Origin of the sequence: Nitratifractor sp. (assembly GCF_015487065.1) — a bacterium.
Lineage (GTDB): Bacteria > Campylobacterota > Campylobacteria > Campylobacterales > Sulfurovaceae > Nitratifractor.
Map to the genome: position 1 here is coordinate 1 of NZ_WFQN01000135.1, position 4,807 is coordinate 4,807.

Genomic DNA, 4,807 nt, shown 5'->3' on the forward strand with positions numbered 1-4,807 from the left:
CACCGGTGCCGTCGGCGAAGAGATCTTCCGGATTCTGGAAGAGCAGCAGTTCCCCGTGGGAGAGGTCCTACCTCTCTCCAGTGCCCGGGGTGCCGGGACCGAGATCGAATGCTGCGGTCGGAAATTCGTCACCGAAGAGCTGACCGAAACGGTCTTTGAGGGGCGCGACATCGACATTGCCTTCTTCAGCGCCGGCGGCAGCGTCTCGGCCCGTTTCGCCCCCTACGCTGTGGAGGCGGGAGCCGTGGTCATCGACAATACTTCCCATTTCCGGATGGACCCCAAAGTCCCGCTGGTGGTCCCCGAGATCAACCCTGAGGATATCGAGCTGTGGCGGGAGACCGGCATCATCGCCAATCCCAACTGCTCCACGATCCAGATGGTCCTGGCCCTCAAGCCTCTCTATGATCTTTACGGCGGGATCAAGCGGGTCGACGTGAGCACCTACCAGGCCACCAGCGGCGCGGGCAAGAGCGGGATGGAGGAGCTGGTACGGCAGATGCAGGACTTCTTCGCCTTCCGCCTGGATGAGAGCAAGCACGAAGCTTTCCTCCATCAGATCGCGCTGAACGTCATCCCCCAGATCGACTCGCCCCAGCCCAACGGCTACACCCGGGAAGAGATGAAGATGGTCAACGAGACCAACAAGATCCTGCACGCCGATATCGCCGTGAGCGCCACCTGCGTGCGGGTCCCGGTGCTGCGCAGCCACAGTGAATCGGTCACGGTGACCTTCGACGAGAGTGTGGAGGTCGATGTGGACAAAGTCCGTCTGGCTCTGAGCGAGTTCCCCGATGTGGAGGTGCAGGATGACCTGGAGCATGGCGTCTATCCCATGCCCATCACCGCCACCGACAGTGACATCACCTACGTAGGCCGGATCCGCCGGGATCTCTTTGCCCCCAATATTCTGCATATGTGGGTCGTCGCCGACCAGCTGCGCGTCGGTGCGGCGACCAATGCCGTACGTATCGCCCAGAAATGGATCGAACTGGAGGAGGTGTGATGAAAGAGACGCATACCGAAGCGGAACACCTGGCCATGGACAAAGCCGATCAGTCCTGGATCGAAGCGACCTTCGAGAGTGCCCTCTGGGGTACCCGGTTTTTCGTGCTCCTGGCGGTGGTTTTCAGCATGATCGGCGGGATTGCCCTCTTCATCGTCGCCAGTGTGGATGTCTGGCATGTGGTCGTCTCGGTCTTTCACAACTACTTCGGCGGTGCGCATCCTGCCAATTTCCATGAGAAGATCGTCGCGGAACTCATCGGAGCGGTGGACCTCTACCTGATCGCTATCGTCCTCTTCATCTTCGGCTTCGGTCTCTACGAGCTCTTCATCTCCAAGATCGACGTCGCCGAGCGCAGCGCCGCCAGCAAAATCCTGGAGATCCACTCCCTCGATGAGCTCAAAGACAAGCTGGCCAAGGTCATCATCATGGTGCTCATCGTCGGCTTCTTCAAACGGGCCATGCACACCACCTACGGCGGGGCCCTGGATATGCTGATGCTTGCCGGCGCCATCCTTTTCCTGGCATTGGCCTTCTATTTCATGCACAAGGGAGACTCTCACTGATGAGCCAAAAGATTTTTATCGATGCCTGCTTCGGACGCCCTACCCCCTACACTCCGGTCTGGATGATGCGCCAGGCGGGACGCTACCTGCCCCAGTATCAGGAAGTCCGCCAAAAAGCCGGCAATTTCCTCAACCTCTGTCACAATCCGGAACTGGCCGCTGAAGTGACCCTGCAGCCTGTCGAGATCGTCGGGGTCGATGCGGCGATTCTCTTCAGCGATATCCTGGTGGTTCCCAACGAGATGGGGATGAAACTCGATTTTGTCAAAGGGGAAGGCCCGGTTTTCGCCGAGCCGATCCGCAGCCGGGAGGACCTCGAGGCCCTCATCGGCGGAGAAGAAGCTGCCGACAAACTCACCTACGTCTACGACACCATCCGCCTCGTCCGGGAGCGCCTGGCCGACGACAAAGCTCTCATCGGTTTCGCCGGAGCCCCCTGGACCCTGGCGACCTACATGATCGAGGGCCAGGGGACCAAGACCTATACCCTGTGCAAAAAGATGATGTACACCGATCCCGAGCTGCTCCATGCGATCCTACGCAAGGTCACCGACGTGGTCAAGCTCTATCTGGAGAAGCAGATCCAGTCCGGGGTCGATGCGGTGCAGATCTTCGACAGCTGGGCCGCCGCCATCGAGCCAAGCAAATATGACGAGTTCTCCTGGAAATATATGGTGGAGATCGCCGAATACCTCAAGGAGAAGTACTCTCACATTCCAGTCATCCTCTTCCCCAAAGGGATTGCAGCCTTCGTCGAGCGGGGCTGGGTCTACGGCAACTTCGACGTCTTCGGTGTGGACTGGGGCACCCCCATGGCCCTGGCCAAGGAGAAACTGGGAGAGCGCTATGTGCTGCAGGGCAACATGGAACCCTGCCGCCTCTACTCCAAAGAGGCGACCCGAGAGTGCGTCAGTGCCCTGGCCGAACTGATGAAAGAGGGACGCCACATCTTCAACCTGGGCCACGGTATTCTCCCCGATGTCCCGGTGGAAAACGCCAAATACTTCGTCAGCCTCTGTAAAGAACTCAGCCGGCGGAGCGGTGAATCGGTGCCCGAAGAGTCGTGAACATCATTCCGCCATTGTCCCTTAAAGGCTCTGACAACCTCTATTGTTCCGGGCTTGACCAGGAATCCTAGGGCTTAAGATTCCTCAAAACCGTAGATCCTGAATCAAGTTCAGGATGACGAAGAAAGATCGTTCCGATTTTTCAGAATCCTCCATGGGAATACTGAAATGAAGTTTGCCACCCTCTCAGAGATACTCGAACAACTCAAAAATGAAAACCACTACTGGCAGATCGGTTTCTACGGTCTCGTCGCCGCGGCGGCGATTCATTTCTTTTTTCTCCTACTTTTTACCTTTTTGGATATTCCGCTGCTCGCCGCTGTCAATATCGTCAGTGTCGGTCTCTATCTCTATTGTATTTTTGTTCTGGGTGTCCCGACACTCCAGAGCAAAGACGACCACCTTATCGGTTGGCTCGTCTACGGAGAGCTTATCGGCCACAACCTGCTGGCCACCTGGCTGCTGGGTAGAGAGTCGGGGTTTCAATTCTATCTCTACATCCCCGCCCTACTCCCTTTTTTTATCCTCAGCTATTCCCGTCTCATCTATTTTCTACGGCTACTTTTTGTCATTGCCCTTGCCCTTTGGGTGGAAACCAGCCCGCTCTTCAACCATCCCCGCGTCCCCATCGATCCTCTCTGGCTACAACGGTTCAACTGGATGAATCTGCTGATTTTCCTCCTCATTCTCAGTATCCTCGCCTACCTCTACGCACTCAAAGAACACGCCTATAGCCGTCGGTTGATTCACGATTTGAGTCGGGATCCCCTGACCGGTCTCTTCAACCGGCGGATCCTGGATGAGATCCTGAAAAAATCACAGGGAGATTCCGCCAGACTCGGTGTACTCCTCCTGGATGTGGATTACTTCAAAAAGATTAATGATACCTTCGGACACGAAGGCGGCGATTACGTGCTGAAGCAACTTGCCGCCAAACTCAAAACGCTCTGCCCTCGGGCAACAATTCTACGTTGGGGAGGTGAGGAATTTTTGATCCTCCTTGCCGATACCGACAAGGAGACGCTACAACGGAGGGCGGAACAGATCCGTCAAGCTGTCGAATCCTCCACGCTCTTCTTTGATGGGAAGCGCCTGGATTTTACGGTCACCCTCGGCGCCACGCTCTTTGCGTTGAAGTCGGAAAATTTCCGTGATGCCCTGGTCCGAGCCGACAAGGCACTTTACGAAGGGAAAAAAAGCGGCAGGAATCGCGCCATCTTCTATGACATCCAATCGGCACCTCTGAAAAAGGGGGAGGAGAGAAGTTCGTCATCCTGAATTCGATTGGGATTCGACGTTTGAATCCCAGATTCCGTATCATATCCGGTATGACGAAGCTTTTTCGGGAGATTCAACCTCTGGTTGTAAAGACTCAATCGAGAATATTGAGCATCGCCAGATGGTTGGGATTGAGCTGATATTTGTGGCCCACAACGTCATCGATCTCCATCAGACCGAATCCCCCCTCATTGTAGACGACGACTTTGTTGGAGTCTTTGCTTTTGAGGAGATGGTCCACCGCCCGGACGGTGAATTCGAAGGCCATGAGCCGGTCATAGCTGCTGGGGGCTCCGCCTCGCTGGATATGGCCCAGAACTGTGATCCGGGTCTCCATCCCCATGCTCTCTTCGAGCCATGTAGCGATCTCCTGGGTTTTATGGGTTCCTTCCGCCACGATAGCCAGGATATAGCCCCGTCCGTGGGCGATCTCATCTTTGAGCCGCGCTTCGGTGGCCGGGCGGTTGAAGTCCACTTCCGGAATCACGCAGATCTCGGCGCCGGAGCCCAGGGCCGAAATGACTGCCAGATAGCCACACTCCCGTCCCATCACCTCCACGACAAAAGCCCGGTTGAAGGTGGAGGCGGTGTCGTAGATTCTGTCCAAAGCATCCCGGATAGTATTGAGCGCCGTATCGACCCCCAGGCAGTAGTCGGTGCCGTAGATGTCGTTATCGATGGTGGTGGGGATGCCCATGAAATTGAGGGGAAACTCTTTGCTGAAGATGTCCATCGCCCAAAAGGATCCGTCACCGCCCAGAACCACCAGGCCGTCGATCCCGTGCTTTTGCAGATTCTCGTAGGCCTGACGGCGGTAGGCGGCCTCGTAGAAGCGTTTGGAGCGGGAGGAGCGGATCACACAGCCGCCCCGGTGGAGGATCCCCGCTACA

At 56.5% G+C, this 4,807-nt stretch carries 5 protein-coding genes; 4 read left to right on the top strand and 1 reads right to left on the bottom strand.

The window, feature by feature from the left end; translation table 11 throughout:
- From F8I07_RS07175 to F8I07_RS07190, 4 genes are all read left to right on the top strand, one after another.
- The coding region (locus F8I07_RS07175) for an aspartate-semialdehyde dehydrogenase (RefSeq protein WP_292657679.1) at window positions 1-1,006 on the top strand (1,006 nt) is incomplete at its 5' end.
- On the top strand, window positions 1,006-1,572 hold the full coding sequence (locus F8I07_RS07180) for a YqhA family protein (RefSeq protein ID WP_292657682.1): 567 nt from the start codon (window positions 1,006-1,008) through the stop codon (window positions 1,570-1,572). The genes F8I07_RS07175 and F8I07_RS07180, both read left to right, overlap by 1 nt.
- Window positions 1,572-2,639: a uroporphyrinogen decarboxylase gene (gene hemE / locus F8I07_RS07185; RefSeq protein WP_292657684.1), complete on the top strand. Its 1,068-nt coding sequence runs from the start codon at window positions 1,572-1,574 to the stop codon at window positions 2,637-2,639. Before F8I07_RS07180 ends, hemE begins: the two co-directional genes overlap by 1 nt.
- Window positions 2,640-2,807: 168 nt before the next feature.
- A complete protein-coding gene (locus tag F8I07_RS07190; RefSeq protein ID WP_292657687.1) occupies window positions 2,808-3,917 on the top strand; it encodes a GGDEF domain-containing protein in 1,110 nt (369 codons plus the stop codon).
- A gap of 94 nt (window positions 3,918-4,011) precedes the next feature.
- Here the strand turns inward: F8I07_RS07190 and F8I07_RS07195 are convergent.
- Window positions 4,012-4,807: 6-phosphofructokinase (locus F8I07_RS07195; protein WP_292657689.1), on the bottom strand; the 796-nt coding region annotated here is incomplete at its 5' end.

Coding starts and splice junctions, on each gene's coding strand:
- F8I07_RS07180 (WP_292657682.1), top strand. CDS start 1,006: ATGAAAGAGACGCATACCGAAGCGGAACACCTGGCCATGGACAAAGCC.
- hemE (WP_292657684.1), top strand. CDS start 1,572: ATGAGCCAAAAGATTTTTATCGATGCCTGCTTCGGACGCCCTACCCCC.
- F8I07_RS07190 (WP_292657687.1), top strand. CDS start 2,808: ATGAAGTTTGCCACCCTCTCAGAGATACTCGAACAACTCAAAAATGAA.